Annotated in this window: 13 protein-coding genes and 3 tRNA genes; 14 read left to right on the top strand and 2 right to left on the bottom strand. The window is 64.1% G+C overall.

What is annotated here, in order from left to right; genetic code table 11:
• Nucleotides 1-4: 4 nt before the first annotated feature.
• The 3 genes from CD932_RS01400 (at nucleotide 5) to CD932_RS01390 (ending at nucleotide 352) form a co-directional block, all read left to right on the top strand.
• Nucleotides 5-80: transfer RNA gene (locus CD932_RS01400), tRNA-Gly, on the top strand.
• A gap of 81 nt (nucleotides 81-161) precedes the next feature.
• A tRNA-Gly gene (locus CD932_RS01395) sits at nucleotides 162-237 on the top strand.
• Nucleotides 238-278: 41 nt separating this feature from the next.
• Nucleotides 279-352, top strand: a tRNA-Cys gene (locus CD932_RS01390).
• Between the two features lie 81 nt (nucleotides 353-433).
• On the opposite strand, the gene CD932_RS01385 is transcribed toward CD932_RS01390, so the two are convergent.
• The gene (locus CD932_RS01385) at nucleotides 434-805 is read right to left on the bottom strand and encodes a DUF5335 domain-containing protein (RefSeq protein WP_094441075.1); all 372 of its coding nucleotides are present in this window, start codon (nucleotides 803-805) and stop codon (nucleotides 434-436) included.
• 329 nt (nucleotides 806-1,134) lie between these two features.
• On the opposite strand from CD932_RS01385, the gene CD932_RS01375 reads away from it, so the two are divergent.
• A complete protein-coding gene (locus CD932_RS01375) occupies nucleotides 1,135-2,622 on the top strand; it encodes a SulP family inorganic anion transporter (RefSeq protein WP_094441073.1) in 1,488 nt (495 codons plus the stop codon).
• Nucleotides 2,623-2,657: 35 nt separating this feature from the next.
• Nucleotides 2,658-3,119: a hypothetical protein gene (locus CD932_RS01370; protein ID WP_141213146.1), complete on the top strand. Its 462-nt coding sequence runs from the start codon at nucleotides 2,658-2,660 to the stop codon at nucleotides 3,117-3,119.
• A gap of 64 nt (nucleotides 3,120-3,183) precedes the next feature.
• On the opposite strand, the gene CD932_RS01365 is transcribed toward CD932_RS01370, so the two are convergent.
• Nucleotides 3,184-4,866: a methyl-accepting chemotaxis protein gene (locus tag CD932_RS01365; RefSeq protein WP_094441071.1), complete on the bottom strand. Its 1,683-nt coding sequence runs from the start codon at nucleotides 4,864-4,866 to the stop codon at nucleotides 3,184-3,186.
• A gap of 365 nt (nucleotides 4,867-5,231) precedes the next feature.
• Between CD932_RS01365 and CD932_RS01360 the strand changes: the two genes are divergently transcribed.
• The 9 genes from CD932_RS01360 (at nucleotide 5,232) to selB (ending at nucleotide 18,820) form a co-directional block, all read left to right on the top strand.
• The gene (locus CD932_RS01360) at nucleotides 5,232-7,382 is read left to right on the top strand and encodes a TonB-dependent siderophore receptor (protein ID WP_094441070.1); all 2,151 of its coding nucleotides are present in this window, start codon (nucleotides 5,232-5,234) and stop codon (nucleotides 7,380-7,382) included.
• Nucleotides 7,383-7,423: 41 nt separating this feature from the next.
• A complete protein-coding gene (locus CD932_RS01355; RefSeq protein WP_094441069.1) occupies nucleotides 7,424-8,374 on the top strand; it encodes a LysR family transcriptional regulator in 951 nt (316 codons plus the stop codon).
• A 34-nt stretch (nucleotides 8,375-8,408) separates the two neighbouring features.
• Complete coding sequence (locus CD932_RS01350; protein WP_094441068.1) at nucleotides 8,409-9,479, top strand: nitronate monooxygenase family protein; 1,071 nt, start codon at nucleotides 8,409-8,411, stop codon at nucleotides 9,477-9,479.
• Between the two features lie 152 nt (nucleotides 9,480-9,631).
• The gene (fdnG, locus tag CD932_RS01345; protein WP_094441067.1) at nucleotides 9,632-12,703 is read left to right on the top strand and encodes a formate dehydrogenase-N subunit alpha; all 3,072 of its coding nucleotides are present in this window, start codon (nucleotides 9,632-9,634) and stop codon (nucleotides 12,701-12,703) included.
• Between the two features lie 13 nt (nucleotides 12,704-12,716).
• Nucleotides 12,717-13,640, top strand: a complete 924-nt coding sequence (gene fdxH, locus CD932_RS01340; RefSeq protein WP_094441066.1) for a formate dehydrogenase subunit beta — start codon at nucleotides 12,717-12,719, stop codon at nucleotides 13,638-13,640.
• A complete protein-coding gene (locus CD932_RS01335) occupies nucleotides 13,627-14,301 on the top strand; it encodes a formate dehydrogenase subunit gamma (RefSeq protein WP_094441065.1) in 675 nt (224 codons plus the stop codon). The genes fdxH and CD932_RS01335 overlap by 14 nt, the downstream gene beginning before the upstream one ends.
• Nucleotides 14,302-14,406: 105 nt before the next feature.
• Nucleotides 14,407-15,459, top strand: coding sequence for a formate dehydrogenase accessory protein FdhE (gene fdhE / locus CD932_RS01330; RefSeq protein ID WP_094441064.1), 1,053 nt, complete (start codon nucleotides 14,407-14,409; stop codon nucleotides 15,457-15,459).
• Complete coding sequence (gene selA, locus CD932_RS01325; RefSeq protein WP_094441063.1) at nucleotides 15,459-16,868, top strand: L-seryl-tRNA(Sec) selenium transferase; 1,410 nt, start codon at nucleotides 15,459-15,461, stop codon at nucleotides 16,866-16,868. Before fdhE ends, selA begins: the two co-directional genes overlap by 1 nt.
• Nucleotides 16,865-18,820: a selenocysteine-specific translation elongation factor gene (gene selB, locus CD932_RS01320; RefSeq protein ID WP_094441062.1), complete on the top strand. Its 1,956-nt coding sequence runs from the start codon at nucleotides 16,865-16,867 to the stop codon at nucleotides 18,818-18,820. Before selA ends, selB begins: the two co-directional genes overlap by 4 nt.
• Nucleotides 18,821-18,827: the final 7 nt, after the last annotated feature.

The raw sequence follows: 18,827 nt of genomic DNA, 5'->3' as shown, positions 1-18,827 counted from the left end.
CCATGCGGGAGTAGCTCAGTTGGTAGAGCGCAACCTTGCCAAGGTTGAGGTCGAGAGTTCGAGACTCTTCTCCCGCTCCAAGAATTCTGAAGGGAAGCGCAACTGGCTTCCTTTTTTTATCCGCCGCCTTCGATGGCGTAGCGTGATGGTAACAGCTCCATGCGGGAGTAGCTCAGTTGGTAGAGCGCAACCTTGCCAAGGTTGAGGTCGAGAGTTCGAGACTCTTCTCCCGCTCCAGTTTCAAGATGTGCCGCAACGCACATCGCAGCAGTTCCTCTGGCGAGGTAGCAAAGAGGTTATGCAGCGGCCTGCAAAGCCGTTTAGACGGGTTCGATTCCCGTCCTCGCCTCCAGTACAAGCAGTCGAAAAAAACCCGCAGCGATGCGGGTTTTTTTCGTCTGCGGACATCCCATGCGGGTGTGCCTGCTCGGTGTCAGCCGGCCGCGCGCGGTGCGTTACCGCCAGGCCCGGGCGGCGACTGCGCCGGCGGGGCCCTGAACCGAAGCAGCTGGCTGGCGCCGTCGCCGTCGTTCACATGGATCGAGTGCAGATCGGCGCCCTCGCGCTCGGCATGCACTTCGCGCGGATGGCGTATCATGTGATCGAGGCCTTCCGCCATCACGGCGAGCAAGTCATTTTTCTCGTCATAGGTGATGCCGAACAGGGGCAGCCATTTTGCGGCCAACTGGTTGCCGATCGCCAGCGAGGCGATTTCAATTTCAACCTGCCTGCCTTCGAGTTGCCTGGAAACGTGATCAAAATACGTTTTCCAGGCTGTCCTTTCAAGTTTGATGGTCTCGCTCATGATAGTTCTCCACTGGGGCTGTCGGAGTTGGACCCGCTTTGATTACGCGAGTTCATCGCCTGTCCTACCGGCATGCGCTTGCGTGGAACAGGTTCTTCCATGCTTGACCTCTGGCGGGTACTGGCTGATCCGGACGATCTTGTATAATCCGGGGCTGGCCAGGCAGCGCCGCCCGGCGCGCGGTTTATCGTCCCATTGCGCCATGCCGATGTAGTCATTGACCTTCCGATTGTTCGCCATGCGCCGGCTTCCCATGGGGCGCTGTCGCCGGCTTGTGCCTGGATGCATCGCACCAGGCGCCATTTTCTGTTTCAACCTTGGGTAGTGCAATGATCAACGCGACGTTTCGGGCCGAATGGCTGCCGAACATACAAAAAAATTTCCTCGCCGGCCTGACCACCTCGTTTGCCCTGGTGCCCGAGTGCATCGCTTTTGCCCTGGTGGCCCAGCTCAATCCACTGATGGGCTTGTATGGCGCCTTTATCATCTGCGCCATGACGGCCGTGTTTGGCGGGCGGCCCGGCATGATTTCGGGCGCGGCCGGTTCGATGGCGGTGGTGATCGTGGCGCTGGTGGCCCAGCATGGCGTGCAATATCTGCTGGCCACCGTGGTACTGAGCGGCATTATCATGGCGCTGTTTGGCATTTTGCGCCTGGGAAAATTGATCCGCATGGTGCCGCATCCGGTGATGCTGGGGTTTGTCAACGGCCTGGCCATCGTGATCGCCCTGGCGCAGCTCGAGCATTTTCGCCAGGACACGCCGCAAGGCCATGGCTGGCTGCAAGGCACGCCGCTGGCGGTGATGGGCGCGCTGGTGGCGCTGACCATGGCGATTGTTTACCTGCTGCCGCGCCTGACGAAAGCGGTGCCGCCGGCGCTGGTGGCGATTCTCGGCGTGGGCGTGCTCAGCTACGCGCTGCAGCTGCCCACGCGCACCCTCGGCGACCTGGCGCATATCGCCGGCGGCTTGCCGGCCCTGCATTGGCCTAAGGTACCGTTCGATGGCGAGACCTTGCGCATCATTTTCCCGTATGCGGCGCTGATGGCCATGGTGGGCCTGCTCGAAACCTTGCTGACGTTTAACCTGACCGATGAAATGACGGAAACGCGCGGCCAGCCCAATCGCGAATGCGTGGCGCTGGGCGCCTCGAACGTGGTGTCGGGCCTGTTCGGCGGCATGGGCGGTTGCGCCATGATCGGCCAGACCATGATCAATCTGAGCTCGGGCGGCCGTTCGCGCCTGTCGGGCCTGACCAGCGGCGTGATGATCTTGTTGTTCATTCTGTTCCTGTCGCCGCTGATCGAGCGCATTCCGCTGGCCGCGCTGGTGGGCGTGATGTTCGTGGTGGCGCAGGAAACGTTTGCCTGGGGCTCGCTGCGCGTGCTGGGCAAGGTGCCGAAACACGATGCGCTGGTGATCGTCGCCGTCACCATCATCACCGTGTTGACCGACCTGGCGATGGCGGTGGTGTGCGGCATTATTATCGCAGCGCTCAATTTTGCCTGGCAGCATGCGCGCGAGATGCGCAGCGAGATCGACGACAGCGAAGCCGGCCTGCGCGTCTATCTGCCGCATGGCACCCTGTTCTTTGCCTCGACCGCGCATTTCCAGGAACTGTTCCAGGCCGCCACCGACCCGGCGCGCGTGGTACTCGACTGCAAGCATCTGCATATGGCCGACCATTCGGCGATTGCCGCGCTGGAAAGCCTCTATGAGCGCTACGCGCGCGCCGGCAAGCATCTGCAGGTGCGCCATTTATCGAAGCGTAATGAAGCGCTGCTGGCGCGCGCCGGCGTCGACGTGGGCATGGCCTGATGGTGTTCAATCAATTAGCGGATAAAGAGGTGGCAATGCTGAAGCAGGAACAGGAACAACAATTGCAACGCAGCCTGGCGGCGTTCGATGTGTATTACGACGAGCTGGGCGCCTCGCTGGTCGGCTTTGTCGAGCGCCTGGGCATGCAGCCGGCGCACGAAGTGCTGAACAATGCGGCCGAATACCTGCCGTATATCGATGCGGCCATGCGCACGATTGCGATTCGTGATGAAAGCTGGCAATGGGTCAAGACCATGCTCGGCTACTTTTTGGGCGAGTATTTCGTGCAGACTTATGCCGGGTGCTGGTACGTGGAAACGCGTCCCCAGTCGCCGCATTTCTGCCGCACCATGGTGGGCGGCTTTGAAACGGGCCTGCCGCTGGACGCCGCCATCGAGCCCGAGGCGCTGGCGCTGGCCTTTCTGGGCCAGGCTCTGCCGCGTCAACTGGCCTGCCTGGTCAGCGACACCGAAGCGGGACTGGCCGGCAGGCACTGACAACATGATTGCGGCGCGAGCGTGGCCGCCGCCGTGGCCTGCGTGCTGCAACCTGGAAACTCTCTTAGAACTCTTCCCACTCGCCTTCGCCGCTGCCGGCCTTCGGCTTGCCGCGCTGCGCCGGCAAGCTCAAGGCGCGGGCAGGGGCCGCCTGCCGGGCCGGTGCCGGGCGTGCTGGCCGGCTGGCGCTTGCTGGTGCCGCGCTGCTGGTGTCGAGACGAAACACGCTGACCACCCGCGCCAGTTCGCCGGCCTGCTCCTGCATCGCTTCGGCGGCCGCCGAGGCTTGTTCCACCAGCGCCGCATTTTGCTGGGTGACCTGGTCCATTTCGGAAATGGCCTGGTTCACTTGCTCGATGCCCGCGCTTTGTTCTTCGCTGGCGTTGCTGATCTCGCCCATGATCGAGGTAACAAAGCCGATGCTCTGCACGATTTCTTCCATCGTGCGGCCGGCCTTGTCGACCAGGCGGGTACCGGCATCGACCTTTTGCACCGAGTCGTCGATCAGGCCCTTGATTTCCCTGGCGGCGGCGCTGGAGCGTTGCGCCAGATTGCGCACTTCGGTGGCGACCACGGCAAAGCCGCGGCCTTGCTCGCCGGCGCGGGCCGCTTCCACGGCGGCGTTCAGGGCCAGGATATTGGTCTGGAAGGCAATGCCGTCGATCACGGAAATGATATCGACGATTTTCTTCGACGACGTATTGATGTCGCCCATGGTGGACACCACGTCGGCCACCACGGCGCCGCCGCGGCTGGCGATGTCGGCCGCGTCGCCGGCCAGCTTGTTGGCCTGGCGCGCATGGTCGGTATTTTGCTTCACGGTCGAGGTCAGCTCTTCCATCGACGAGGCGGTCTCTTCCAGCGAGCTGGCCTGCTGTTCCGTGCGCGCCGACAGATCCTGGTTGCCGGCCGCAATTTCGGACGAGGCCGTGGCGATGGTGTCGGTGCCGCTGCGCACCTGGCCGACGATGGCCACCAGGCTGTCGTTCATGGTTTTCAGGGCCTGCATCAGCTGCCCCGTTTCGTCGCGGCTGGCGACCGTAATGGTGCTCGTCAGGTCGCCGGCGGCCACGGTCTGCGCCACCTTGACGGCGGCGTGGATCGGCTGCGTGATCGAGCGCGTGATGCGCCATGCAAAAGCGACGCCGACCACAATGGCCAGCAAGCCCAGTTCGATCAGCAGGTTGCGCGTGCTGGCATAGCTGTCCATGATGCTGTCGGCCACGCCGTCGGCGGCGTTGATCTGCATCGCGGCAAAGCGTTTGACTTCCGCCAGGTAGGCGGTGGTGATGGGCGCGAGGTCCTTGTAGAACATCTGCTTGGCGCCGTCGAAGTCGCCATCGGCCTTGAGCTGAAAGGCGCGGCCGCGCACGGTGACGTATTGCGTGCGCACCTTGCGCACAACCTCGAACTGCTGCTTGACGGCCGGGTTGCGCAGCGAGGCGGCGATCTGTTCCTGCAACTGGCTGGAGCGCTCGGCCTGTACTTTCAGGTCCTGCTCCATCTTGGCGCGGGCGGCCAGATCGTTCATTTCGAAGGTGGCGACGCCGCGCACGCTGTTGATCTCGATGATCTTGGCCCATTCGGCCACCATGCGCTGGTTCTTGATGCTGGTATGGATCAAACGATAGGTCAGGTCGCTGGCCGTTTGCATGCGCACGATGGCGGTCACGGTCAGCGCGGTGAGCAACAGCAAGACGACGGCAAAGCCGACGCCGAGGCGCCCGCCGATATTCAGGTTTTTCATGGTGGTCCTAGCAGTGAGTATTCATGATCGCCGCCGCCGGCAAAGGGCGGGAAAGCGCCGCAAGGCGCAGGGGATCGGGGTTTTCATGTGCCGCGTGATTCGTTGCGGCAAGCCACATCAAGCGTGGCGATGGCGGTACAGTCAGGGAAGTTTCGATTGCGACTATCGTCTTCCAACAGGCGTCGAGTATAGCATTGATGAAAATAAATAGTTTTTCAAGGAAATTTAAATATTTTTTTGATATCGATCTGCTGTGGCTTATTTACCTCAAGTTAGCTGTCTATGCGTACTGCTACTTACCTTGCGCAGCCAACACTGCTATTATTATGAGAATGGTTCTCATTCAAATACATGACAGGAGTTGTATGCAGTCGCGCAGCAAGCCAGGATTTACCCCAATCGCCATCGCCCTGCTGGGCGCGTTTGCCGCCAGCGCCTTGCCACAACTGGCCCAGGCCCAGGAAAGCCTGCCGGCCGTGACCGTCACAGCCGCAAAAGATGGTGCTGCTTATATGGCGCCCAGCTCGGGCAGCGCCACCAAAACGGACATGGCGCTGCGCGATGTGCCGCAGACCATCAATGTGGTGCCAGCGGCCGTGATCCGCGACCAGCATGCGTTGTCGATCCAGGACGTCATGAAAAACATTCCGGGCGTGGGCTTGTCGACCGGCGACGGCCAGCGCGACCAGGTGTTCATCCGCGGCTTTACGGCCATCGGCGACCAGTTTGTCGACGGTTTCCGCGACGATGCCCTGTATTTCCGCGACCTGTCGAACGTCGAGCGCCTGGAAGTGATCAAGGGGCCGGCCGCCGTGCTGTATGGCCGCGGCTCGTCGGGCGGGCTGGTCAACCGCATCACGAAAAAACCTGGCCTGGACATCACCGACGTGGCGCTGAGCCTGACCAATACGGCGGGGCGGCGTGGCGAAATCGACGTCGGCCGGGTTGGCGAGGACGTATCGTGGCGCATGACGGGCGCGCGCGAGTTGTCCGACAGCTATCGCGACCAGCAGTTCCTGAACCGCACCGCATTGGCGCCAACGGTCGCAATTCGCCTGTCCGGCGACACCCAATTGCTGCTGCAGGGCGATTACCTGGAAGACCGCCGCCTGACCGATTTCGGCATTCCGTCGTACCAGGGCCGTCCCGTCAACGTCGATCCGGCCACCTACTTCGGCGCGGCCAACGCGCGCGATGCGGACTTTTCCCAGTCGCGCGTGGTGTCGACTTCGGCCACTCTGACGCACAAGTTCAGCGACACGTTGTCGCTGCGCAATGCCTTCCGTTACTACGACTATCACCTGGACCGCAACAACACGAATATCTCGGGCAATGTCAACGAGGTGCGCGGTACCATGAGTCTCGGGCATGCCAAGCTCAACCGCGATGAAAACGGCTGGTTCAACCAGACCGAGCTGACGCAAAAGCTGGCGACGGGCAAGGTCCGCCACGAAGTGCTGTACGGCGCCGAGTTCGGTACCCAGGGCAAGGATGCCAGCAGCTGGGCCGCCACCGTGGTGGCGACCAATGTATCGATCTTCAACCCGGTGCTGCCGCAGGTTGACCGCAGCAAACTGGGCGTGCGCAGCGACACTTTCGGCACCTATGACACGGCCGCCGGCTATGTGCAGGACGCGATCACCTTCAGCGATGCATGGAAGGCGCTGGCCGGCCTGCGCTACGACCGTTACCAGCAGCGCTCGCGCCTGGTCAATGCGACCGGTACCACCACCGCCGACCTGTCGCGCACCGATTCGGCATACAGCCCGCGCGCCGGTCTCGTCTGGCAGCCTGGCGCCACCCAGTCGTATTACGCTTCGTGGAGCCGGTCGTTCCAGCCCAGCGGCGAGAACTTTGCGCTGGCCGCCAATAACGCCGACCTGGCGCCGGAGTCCACGCGCAATACCGAAGTGGGCGCCAAATACGATCTGATGGACGGACGCGCCAGCGCCACCGTCTCGCTGTTCCGCCTCGAGCGCGACAATATCAAGACCAGCGACCCCGTCACCAACCGCATCGTGCCGGTCGGCACCCAGCGCACCGATGGCCTGGAGCTGACCTTCAACGCCGACCTGCGTGGCGGCTGGAAGATGACGGCCGGCTATGCTTATCTTGACGCCACTATCACCGATTCGATCGCCGTCGACCGCAGCGTCAATACGCCGGGCAGCACTACCGCCAGCTCGGTCGCCATCAAGGGCAAGCGCGCCACATTAACTTCGCGCAATACGGCCAATCTGTGGCTGACCAAGGATCTGGGTTCCGGCTTCACGGTCGGCGGCGGCGCCAACGCCATCGGCAGCCGTTTTGCCAATCCGGGCAATACGGTGCTGCTGCCCGGCTATGTGACGGCCGACGCCATGGCCGCCTACCGCAGCGGCAGGTACGAGGTGCAGCTGAACGTCAACAATATCGGCGACACGCGCCATATCGTATCCGGCCACGGCAGCAGCCCGAACCTGAGCTTGCCCGGCGCGCCGCGCAATCTGGCGCTCACCTTGCGCTACAGCCTGTAGTTGTTCATGGGATACTGGCGTTTTGAACGCCAGTCATCGCCATGGATTCCACCGACCTTGCATTTTTTGCCGCCGTGGCGCACGGCGGCAGCATCACGCGCGCCGCCGCCCGGCTGGGCACGGTGCCGTCGAACGTCACCCAGCGTATCCAGCGCCTGGAGCAGCAACTGGGCGTGCCGCTGTTTTATCGCCACGGACGCGGCATGACCTTGAGCCACGCCGGTGAGCGCCTGCTTCCATACGCCTCCACGGTCGCGCACACCCTTGCCGAGGCCGGCAAGGCGATGCAGGCCGGTGCCGAGCCTTCGGGGCCGCTGCTGGTTGGCGCCATGGAAACCACGGCCGCGCTGCGCCTGCCCGACATGCTGGTGCGCTACGCCATGGATTTTCCCGAAGTCGACCTGATTCTGCGCACCGGCACCTCGCAGCAGATGCGCGATGCCGTGCTGGCGCGCAGCCTCGACGCGGCGCTGGTGGCGGCCAGCGTGATCGATTTGGCCGCCCAGCCCGAGCTGCTGGCGGAATTGGTTGGAGTGGAAGAGCTGGTGCTCGTCACGGCGCCGTGGGTCAGCTTGTTCGGCCCAGCCAGTATCTGGTCGAGCTTGCAAGACACCAAGTTGATCGTGTTTCGCGACGGCTGTTCCTACCGCGCACTGCTTGAATCGGTGATGCGGCGCCGTGGCACCGCCCGCTTGCGCATGATGGAACTCGGTTCGCTCGACGCCATCCTCGGCTGCGTGCGCGCCGGCATCGGCGTCAGCCTGCTGCCGCGCGCGCTGGTCGAACCGCTGCTGGTTGATGCTGGTCTGGCCAGCCTGGCCATGCATGTGCTGCCCGATGGCGCGGGCAGGGTGGAAACACTGTGCGTGCGCCGCCGCGACGGCTTTGTGTCGGCCGCGCTGGCGGCGTTCCTGCAGCGCGTGCGCCAGCAGTTCGACCATTCGGTATTGGTGACGCCAGCGTTGCCGCTGACAGAAAGCCCGCTGGCATAGTCTAATGGGGCAACCCCCTGACGAAAGGACCGCCATGACAAATAATTCGCCTGACCAACGCGTCACCCGCTTGCTGGGCGTGGACCTGCCCGTGATCCAGGCGCCGATGGTGGCTGCCGCCATGCATGAGGTGGTGGTGGCCGTGGCGCAGGCCGGCGGCCTCGGCTCGCTCGCCTGCGCCGGCCTCGACGCGCAGCAGATCCGCGCTGAAATGCAGGTCATCCGTGCCGCCACCGACAGGCCCGTCAATCTGAACTTCTTTTGCCACCAGCAGCCTGAAGCCGATGCCGCGCGCGAAGCGGCCTGGCGCGATCGCTTGCACCCATATTATGTAGAACTGGGCATCGATCCGGCGCTGCCGATTCCCACCTCGGTGCGCCGGCCTTTCGGCGAGGAGATGTGCGCGCTGGTCGAAGAACTGCGCCCCGGCGTGGTCAGCTTTCACTTCGGCCTGCCATCGCAAGACTTCCTGGCGCGGGTCAAGGCGACTGGCGCAGTGATCCTGTCGTCGGCCACTACCGTGGCGGAAGCGCTGTGGCTGGAACAGCACGGTTGCGACGCCATTATCGCCCAGGGCTGGGAAGCGGGCGGCCATCGCGGCATGTTTTTGACCGACGATATCGATGCGCAAGTCGGCACCTTCGCCCTGGTGCCGCAAATGGCCGACGCCGTGACGGTGCCGGTGATCGCCGCCGGCGGCATCGCCGACGCGCGCGGCGTGCGCGCCGCGCTGGCGCTGGGCGCCTCGGCGGTACAGGTGGGCACGGCCTATTTGCTGTGTCCCGAAGCACGCACATCGGCCATCCACCGCGCCGCCCTGGCCGCAGCGCACGACGACCAGACGCGGCTGACCAATGTCTTTACGGGGCGGCCCGCGCGGGGGCTGGCCAACCGGCTGGTGCGCGAAGCCGGACCGATGTCGGCACTGGCACCGGCGTTTCCGCTGGCCGGCGGCGCCTCCTTGCTGCTCAAGCAACAGGCCGAAGCGCAGGGCAGCGGCGACTTCAGCCTGCTGTGGTCTGGCCAGGCGGCGCGCCTGGCAGCGAGCTTGCCGGCCGGCAGCTTGACCTTGCAACTGGCCGCAGCAGCGGGATTTGTTGTATAAAAGAAACTATACTTTAGTAGAGGAAAGTATTGTATTTCAGGAATGAAGATTTCGGTGCGCGGCCTCATCCGTGATTGAGGCGTAAAATAAGGTGGTATGGCAGTGCGATGCCATCCTGACTTTTATTTTTACTCACCTCATAGAGGCCTGATATGGTTCAGATGTCAAGGCGCCAGTTCCTCCGGGTAACTGGCGCGACCATTGCCGGCTCCAGCCTCGCCATGCTCGGTTTTGCACCGGGCCAGGCGCTGGCGGAAGTGCGGCAATACAAGCTGTCCCGGACCACCGAGACACGCAATACCTGTCCTTACTGTTCGGTAGGGTGCGGGGTCCTGTTGTACGGCCTGGGCGACGGCGCGAAAAACGCCGTCTCCAGCATCATCCACGTGGAAGGCGATGCCGATCACCCCGTCAATCGCGGCACCTTGTGCCCGAAAGGCGCCAGCCTGATCGACTTCATCCACAGCCCGAACCGCCTGAAAGTGCCCGAGTACCGCGCGCCGGGCGGCACCGAATGGCAGCCGATTTCCTGGGATGTGGCGCTCGACAAGATCGCGCGCCTGATGAAGGATGACCGCGACGCCAACCTGATCGAAAAGAATGCCGCCGGCCAGACCGTCAACCGCTGGCTCTCCACCGGCATGCTGGCCGCGTCCGCCGGCAGCAACGAAGTCGGGTATCTGACCCACAAGACAGTGCGCAGCATGGGGATGCTGACCTTTGATAATCAGGCGCGTGTATGACACGGACCGACGGTGGCAGGTCTTGCCCCGACGTTTGGCCGTGGCGCGATGACGAATCATTGGGTCGATATCAAGAATGCCGATGTGATCCTGGTCATGGGCGGCAATGCAGCGGAAGCCCATCCTTGCGGCTTCAAGTGGGTGACGGAAGCGAAGGCCCATAACAAGGCCAAGCTGATCGTGGTCGACCCGCGTTTTACCCGTACCGCATCCGTGGCAGATTACTACTGCGCCACGCGTACCGGCACGGACATCGTCTTCCTCGGCGCGATCATCAATTATCTGCTGACGAACGACAAGATCCAGCATGAGTACGTGCGCAACTACACGGACATGCCGTTTATCGTGCGCGAAGATTATGCTTTCGAGGATGGCCTGTATTCGGGCTTCGACAAGGAAAAAGGCAAGTACACCGACAAGAGCACCTGGGACTACGAGATCGGCGAAGACGGCTATGCCAAGGTCGACCCGACCCTGGAGCACCCGCGCTGCGTCTACCAGATGATGAAGAAGCACTACGCGCGCTACACGACCGAGATGGTCGAACGCACGTGCGGCGTGTCGGCCGACAAGTTCCACAAGGTGGCCGAAGCACTGGCGTCGACTGCCGTGCCGGGACGCGCCGGCACCATTCTGTACGCGCTGGGCTGGACCCACCATTCGACCGGCGCGCAGACCATCCGCACCGGCGCCATGGTGCAGCTGTTGCTGGGCAATATGGGCATCGCCGGCGGCGGCATGAACGCCTTGCGCGGCCACTCGAACATCCAGGGCCTGACCGACCTGGGCCTGATGTCGAACCTGCTGCCCGGCTACATGACCTTGCCGAACGAGGGTGAGCAGGACTTCGACGGCTATATCAGCGCGCGCGCCACCAAGCCGCTGCGGCCGAACCAGCTCAGCTACTGGAGCAATTACCGCAAGTTCCACGTCAGCTTCATGAAAACGTGGTGGGGCGACTTTGCCACGGCCGAGAACAACTACGCCTTCGACTACCTGCCCAAGCTCGACAAGCCGTATGACCTGATGCAGGCCATCGAGAACATGCACCAAGGCAAGATGACCGGCTATATCTGCCAGGGCTTCAATGTGCTGGCCTCCGCGCCGAACAAGCAGAAGGTCACCGAAGCGCTGGCTAAGCTCAAGTTCCTCGTCATCATGGATCCGCTGGCGGTGGAAACCGGTGAATTCTGGAAGCCGCACGGCCAGTACCACGAAGTCGATCCGGGCAAGATCATGACCGAGGTGTTCCGCTTGCCGACCAGCTGCTTCGCCGAAGAGCGCGGCTCCCTGGTCAGCTCCTCGCGCGTGCTGCAGTGGCACTGGCAGGCGGCCGAACCGCCGGGCCAGGCGCGCAGCGACCTCGAGATCATGTCGGGATTGTTCTTGCGCATGCGTACCCTGTACCAGAAAGAGGGCGGCAAGTTCCCGGACCCGATTCTGAACCTGACGTGGAATTATGCGCGGCCGCATGATCCGCAGCCGGAAGAGATCGCCCGAGAATTCAACGGCCGTGCGCTGGCCGATCTGTACGATCCCAAGGACGCGAGCAAGTTGCTGGTCAAGAAGGGCGAGCAGCTCGCTTCGTTTGCGCAGCTGCGCGACGACGGCACCACCACCAGCGGTTGCTGGATTTTCGCCGGCAGCTGGACGCAGGCGGGCAACCAGATGGGACGGCGCGACAACAGCGACCCGACCGGCATCGGCCAGACGCTGGGCTGGGCCTGGGCGTGGCCGGCGAATCGCCGCGTGCTGTACAACCGTGCCTCGTGCGACCTGAAGGGCAAGCCATTCGACCCGACCCGCAAACTCATCGAGTGGAATGGCAGCAACTGGACCGGCGCCGATATTCCCGACTTCAAGATCGACGAGCCGCCCGAAAACGGCATGGGCCCGTTCATCATGCTCGGCGAGGGCGTGGCGCGTTTCTTTGCGCGCGGCGCGATGGCCGAAGGACCGTTCCCCGAACATTACGAGCCGTTTGAAAATCCGCTCGGCTACAACCCGATGCATCCGAAAAACCCGCAGGCGACCAGCAATCCGGCCGCGCGCGTGTTCGCCGATGACCGGAAAATGTTCGGCACGCATGAGGAGTATCCGCATGTGGCCACCAGCTACCGCCTGACCGAGCATTTCCATTACTGGACCAAGCATGCGCGCCTGAACGCCATCATCCAGCCGCAGCAATTCGTTGAAATCGGCGAAGAGCTGGCCAAAAGCATCGGCGTCGTCGCCGGCGGCGAGGTCCGTGTCAGTTCCAAGCGCGGCCATATCATCGCCAAGGCCGTCGTCACCAAGCGCATCAAGGCGTTGACGATCGAAGGCAAGCAGGTGCACACCGTCGGCCTGCCGCTGCACTGGGGCTTTACGGGGGTGGCCAAGCCGGGGTATCTGATCAATACCCTGACGCCGGGCGTGGGGGATGCGAATTCGCAAACGCCGGAATTCAAGTCCTTCCTGGTGAAGGTGGAAAAAGCATGATGGGAGCTCAATAATGGCACTGCAATCTTTGGATATCCGGCGCCTGTCCGCCACCACCGTCACCGCGCCGCAGGCGAGGACGCCGGTGACGGGCACGGTCGCCAAGCTGATCGATGTGTCGAAGTGCATCGGCTGCAAGGCTTGCCAGACGGCGTGCATGGAATGGAACGACTTGCGCGACGAAGTCGGCGAAAACCATGGCACCTACGACAATCCGACCGACCTGACGCCGCAATCGTGGACGGTGATGCGTTTTGCCGAACACGAAAGTAACGACGGCAACCTGGAGTGGCTGATCCGCAAGGACGGCTGCATGCACTGCGAAGACCCGGGCTGCCTGAAAGCCTGCCCGGCGCCTGGCGCCATCGTGCAGTACACCAACGGCATTGTGGATTTCCATCAGGAAAACTGCATCGGCTGCGGCTACTGCGTGGCCGGCTGTCCGTTCGACGTGCCCCGCATTTCGAAAAAGGACGACCGCGCCTACAAGTGCACGCTCTGTTCGGACCGCGTGGCCGTCGGCCAGGAACCGGCTTGCGTGAAAACCTGTCCGACCGGTGCCATCTTGTTCGGCACCAAGGAAGACATGAAGGTCCATGCCGAAGAGCGCATCGTCGACCTGAAGTCGCGCGGCTTTGACAACGCCGGCCTGTACGATCCGCTGGGCGTGGGCGGCACGCACGTGATGTATGTGCTGCACCATGCCGACAAGCCGCGCCTGTATTCCAACCTGCCGGACCGGCCGCGCATCAGCCCGATGGTCGGTTTCTGGAAGGGCTGGTCCAAGCCGCTGGCCGTGGCCGGCATGGCCGCGACCGCACTGGCCGGCTTTTTCCACTACACGCGTGTCGGTCCGAACGAGGTGAGCAGGGACGAAGAGCGCGAAGCCCTGGCAGAGGCCAAGCGCCTGCGGGAGGATCAGCATGAGCCACGATAATCTCCACGGGCATGACCCCTTGCGCGACAAGGACGGCAATCCGCTGATACAGCGCTACAATCCCAATGAGCGCAGCAATCACTGGATTACCGCCATCACCTTCGTGCTGCTGGCCTTGTCGGGCCTGGCCATGTTCCATCCCTCGATGGCGTGGCTGGCGCTGCTGTTCGGCGGCGGTCAATGGACGCGCATCCTGCATCCGTTTGCCGGCCTGGTGATGTTTGTCTCGTTCGCGATCCTGGTGCTGCGCTTCTGGCACCACAACCAGTTCGAGGACGGCGACAAACAGTGGCTGAGACAGATCGATGATGTGCTCAATAACCGCGAAGAGAAGCTGCCGAAGATCGGCAAATACAATGCCGGCCAGAAGATCCTGTTCTTCGTGCTGCTGTTCTGCATGGTCGGTTTGCTGCTGTCGGGCATCGTGATCTGGCGCGCGTATTTCGCGTTCTATTTCCCGATTCCCGTCATCCGCGCGGCCGCCTTGCTGCATGCGATCTGCGCCTTCGGCATCATCTGCGCCATCATCGTGCATATCTATGCCGCGCTGTGGGTCAAGGGCTCGATCGGCGCGATGGTGCGCGGCACCGTCACGTACGGCTGGGCGCGCAAGCACCATCCGAAGTGGTTCGAGGCGGTGATCCGCAACAGCAAGCGCTAGGCTTTTTTAGCCCAAGGCAACAGCTGGGGTCAGTCGTGACAGACTGGCCCCGTTCTTTTTATCGATTAAAATGCTTTACAGCACCGTTTTTTGATGGGAATTCCATTGGTACAACGCATACTCCAGCCAGGCGAAATCGAAGGCCTGGACCATAACGCGATTGCGCGCCTGCTGCTGCCGCAGCCGTCAAACCTGTTTACGGCGCGCGCGCAGCGCCTGCGCGAACTGGCGCAGGGAAACATCAAGGGCATTCCGGTCGATGCCGGCATGCGCGGTTACCTGGTGCTGATGGCCGCGCTGGCCGATGCGCAGGCGGCGGTGGTCTCGACACTGGCGCCCGGCGCCGTGTCGGTGGCCGACGCCGATGCGCTGCGCCGCGCCGTCCAGCACCGCATGCCGGTGCTGCCCGTCAGCGGCGCGCGGCCGCCCGTCTGGCGCACCATCTTCCATGATCTGCTGGGCGAACTGGCTGCCACGGCCGCCGCCCAGCCGGCATTGTCGGCCGGCCTGACGCAAGTGCTGGCGCAGCTGCGCGCGCTGGACGAGGCGGCGTTGGAGGCCTGCGCCGACGCGGTGCTCGATGAAAACGGCGACAACCTCAACCCCATGCACGCGCCGTTTGTCGCTGCTGCGCTGCAGATCCTGTGGTCCACTTCGGCCAGCCAGTTGCGCGCCACGCGCGTGCCCGACCTGGAGACGGGCACCCTGTGCCCCGTCTGCGGCTCGCACCCGGTGGCCAGCGTGATCCGCATCGGCGGCCAGTCGCAGGGCTATCGTTATCTGCACTGCGGTATTTGCGAAAGCGAGTGGCATATGGTGCGCGTGAAATGTTCGACTTGCGAGCAGAACGGCAAGATCGCCTACCAGGGCCTGGACGCCAACGACGCGGCGCCGTTCGATCCGGCCGCGGCCAAGGACGACAAACTGGCCAACAAGGCCAATGATCCGAAAAAAGTGGCGCGCGCGGAGACCTGCGACGATTGCCATACCTACCGCAAGGTCTTCAACCAGGAGCACGATTACAAGGTCGAACCGCTGGCCGACGACCTGGCCAGCCTGATGCTCGATCTGCTGGTCGGCGAGGCGGGCTACCAGCGCGCCAGCGGCAATCCGCTGCTGTGGCTGGGCAAATCCGAACCACAGGGAAGCGAAGCCTGATGAAGACTGTGCAAACCGTGCGCCTGCCGTCGGTGGACCGCATACTGGGCGACGCGGCTTGCCTGGAGCTGATTGCGCAATACGGCCGCGTGCAGACACTGGCCTGCGCGCGCGCGTTGCTGGCCGAACTGCGCGCCGCCATGCTGGCGGGCGCAGTCTGTGAGGAGGGTGCTTCGATCGCATCGATCGCCGCGCAAATGGCCGAACGGCTGCAGGCGCAGTCGCGCTCGCACTTGCGCGCCGTGTTCAACCTGACCGGCACCGTGCTGCACACCAACCTGGGCCGCGCGCTGCTGCCCGACGCGGCGGTGCAGGCCGTGGTGGAAGCGCTGCAGTGGCCGATGAACCTGGAATTTGACCTGGGCACCGGCAAGCGCGGCGACCGCGACGACCTGGTCGAGGAACTGCTGCGCGAACTGACGGGCGCCGAAGCGGCCACCATCGTCAACAACAACGCGGCCGCCGTGCTGCTGATGTTGAACACCCTCGCGCAGGGAAAAGAGGTGATTGTCTCGCGCGGCGAACTGGTGGAAATCGGCGGCGCCTTCCGCATCCCCGACGTGATGACGCGCGCCGGCGCCGTGCTGCGCGAAGTGGGCAGCACCAACCGCACGCACGTGCGTGATTACGCCGATGGCATCAATGAACAGACGGCCTTGCTGATGAAGGTCCATTGCAGCAACTATGCGATTACCGGTTTTACGAAAAGCGTGGAGTTGGACGAACTGGCGCCGCTGGCGGCCAGGCATGGCGTGCCGACTGCCGTGGACCTGGGCAGCGGCACCCTGGTCGACCTGGCGCAATACGGCCTGCCGCATGAAACCACGGTGCGCGAAACCATCGCGGCCGGGGCGGACCTGGTCACCTTCAGCGGCGACAAATTGCTCGGTGGCCCGCAATGCGGCGTGATCGTCGGCCGCGCCGATCTGATCGCGCAGATCAAGCGCAACCCATTGAAGCGCGCGCTGCGGGTCGGCAAGCTGACGCTGGCCGCCCTGGAGCCCGTGTTGCAGCTGTACCGAGCGCCCGACCTCCTGGCTGAACGATTGAGCACCTTGCGCCTGCTGACCCGTCCTGCATCGGCCATGCGCGTTCAGGCTGAAACGCTGCTGCCGCAGTTGCAAACGGTGCTCGGCGCCGCCTACGTCGTCACGACTGAGGCGATGAAAAGCCAGATCGGCAGCGGCGCCTTGCCGGTCGATCAACTGCCCAGCTTTGGCCTGGCGATCCGCAGCGCGCCGGCTTCGCGCCTGAGCAACCCGCTGGGCACCTTGGAGCAGCGCTTGCGCGCCTTGCCGTGCCCCGTGATCGGGCGCATCGCGCAAGACACTTTATGGCTCGACCTGCGTTGCCTGGAAGCGCCGCATCAATCAGCCTTTATCGACCAGCTGGAAGAACTCAATTCATGATCGTCGGCACCGCAGGCCATATCGACCATGGCAAGACCACCCTGACGCGTGCCTTGACGGGCGTGCATACCGACCGCCTGAAGGAAGAACAGGCGCGCGGCATTTCGATCGAACTCGGTTACGCCTATTTGCCGCTGGCGGACGGCACGGTGCTGGGCGTGATCGATGTGCCCGGCCACGAAAAATTCATCCGCACCATGGCCTCGGGCGTGACCGGCATCGATTTCGCCTTGCTGGTGGTGGCGGCCGACGACGGCGTGATGCCGCAAACGCGCGAACACCTGGCGATTTTGCAGCTGCTGGGCGTGACGCGCGGCGCCGTGGCGTTGAGCAAGATCGACCGCGCCGATGCGGCCAGGCTCGCCGAGGTAGAACGCGACATTGCCGCGCTGCTGGCGGCCACGCCGCTGGCCGGCAGCCCGGTCTTTCCGACCAACGCCAGCGTCGAGAACGATCCCGGCGTGGCGGCCTTGCTGGCGCATTTGTCGCAAGTGGCGCGCAGCCTGCCGCAGCGCGATGAACGGCGCTTGTTCCGCCTGGGCGTGGACCGCGTGTTCACCCTGTCGGGGCAGGGCACGGTGATTACCGGTACGGCGCTGGCCGGCCGCGCCCGGTTGGGCGACACCTTGCAGCTGGCGCCCGGAGCCGAGACGGCGCGGGTACGCAGCATCCATGCGCAGAACCGCGCGGCCGATGCCGGCATGGCCGGCCAGCGCCTGGCGCTGAACCTGGCCGGCATCGACCGCGACGCCATTGAGCGCGGCAACTGGATCGTCGCGCCCGAGCTGGCGCAGTGTTCCGAGCGCATCGACGTGGAACTGCGCCTGCTGCCAGATAGCGGCGTGCAGCTGAAAGCCTGGTCGCCGCTGCATGTGCACCTGGGCGCGGCGCACCAGCTGGCGCGCGCCGTGGTGATCGATGGTGATACCCTGGCGCCTGGCCAGGTCGGGCGCGTGCAGCTGGTGTTCGACGCGCCGATGCATGCCGTGCCCGGCGACCGTTTCGTGGTGCGCAATGCGCAGGCCACGCAGACGCTGGGCGGCGGCATGGTGCTCGACCCGTTCGGCCCCGCGCGCAAGCGGCGCAGCCCGGTGAGGCTGGCCTGGCTCGACGCCCTGGCCGCCTTCATCGCGCATGGCGACTATGCGGCGCTGCTGGCGCAAAGCCCGCTGGGCCTGCGCGAGTCCCTGCTGGTGCGCCTGTCGCTGCTGCCGGCCAGCGCGATGGCGCTGCCGGACGACACGCGCCGCATCGCCCTGCGCGGCGGCGACGCATTGCTGCTGGCGCCGCCGGCGCTGGCGGCTTTGGCGCAGCGGGTGCTGGCGGCCCTGGCCGCCTTCCATGCGCGCGCACCCGATGAAGCAGGGCCGGAACTGTGGCGCCTGAAGCGCATCCTTGACGCCGACATCGAAGACGCGTTGTGGAGCCACCTGGTCGACGCCTTGCTGGCCAGCGGCGCCGTCATGGCGCGTGGCGCCAATCTGCACCTGCCTGGCCATAGCGTCGAGCTGACGCCCGAAGAGCAGGTCATCGCCGAGCCTTTCCTCGCTGCGCTGGAGCAGGGACGCTTCGAGCCGCCATGGACGCGCGACCTGTCGCGCCGGTTCGGCGTGGAGGAAGACGAAACCCGCCGCCTGCTGCGCAAACTGGCCAAGGCGGGCCAGATCAACCAGGTGGTGCACGATTTGTTCTACCACCCGGCCGCCCTGGCCGAGCTGGCGCTGCTGGTGCGCCAGCTGGCCGAAAAAGCGGAAGCGGAAGGCGGCTTGCCGGCGGGCTCGGGCGCAGTGGGCGCGGCCGCCTACCGCGACGCCAGCGCTCTGGGCCGCAAGCGGGCGATCCAGGTATTGGAATATTTCGACCGGGTCGGTTATACTCGCCGCGTTGGCAATGGGCATCTTTTACGCCCGCACGCGCAGTGGTCATTCACGCCCGCCGCCGCCAATGGCTAGATCCTGC

This window comes from Janthinobacterium sp. PC23-8, assembly GCF_002250505.1.
Taxonomy (GTDB): Bacteria; Pseudomonadota; Gammaproteobacteria; order Burkholderiales; family Burkholderiaceae_D; genus Janthinobacterium.
Note: the sequence above shows the minus strand (reverse complement) of the source record. Positions and strands in the feature narration are given on the sequence as shown.